The 509-nt window shown below is 52.5% G+C and carries 1 protein-coding gene; it reads left to right on the forward strand.

Going from position 1 to position 509, the window contains the following annotated elements; all coding sequences use genetic code 11:
* A partial coding sequence (locus LDN30_RS16215) for a transposase family protein (RefSeq protein ID WP_498043772.1) occupies positions 1-509 on the forward strand: 509 nt, incomplete at both ends.

A 509-nucleotide genomic window follows, 5' to 3' on the forward strand; every position in this document is an offset into this window, starting at 1 on the left:
CCCCAGATGCGAGGATACCAAGTTCTGACACCATCGCCCGTGGGCTGAAGGAGCTGAGTGCCATGAGTATAGCCTATACGAGTAAAGCTGGCAACGTATATGCGCATGATCCTGCCATGAAACTAAATTCCTTGATGCTTGACATGGCATTGCTGCTTGGCCTTATGAAAAAGGGTCAGGGCATTGATGTCGACTTTGACAACGAGTTCATCCCCGCTGAGAAAAGCGACGCCCAGTATTCCTATAAGAAGAAGCGCGGCTACTTCCCGGGCGTGATGACATCCGGTCCGCTGATAATAGGCATTGAAAACAGGCAGGGCAACTCGAATGTCAAGTTTGAGCAGGTGGAAGAGCTGACACGCATGCTGGACAATATCGAGGCTCACGGACTTTATGTGCGCATGTTCCGTGCCGATTGCGGCTCGTTCATCAAGGAACTTGTTGAGGAGCTCTTTCTGCGGACAGAGACGTTTTACCTCCGTGCCAGCAGCTGTGCGGACCGCAGGCAG

The sequence above is a fragment of the Prevotella lacticifex genome, assembly GCF_019973375.1.
GTDB lineage: Bacteria > Bacteroidota > Bacteroidia > Bacteroidales > Bacteroidaceae > Prevotella > Prevotella lacticifex.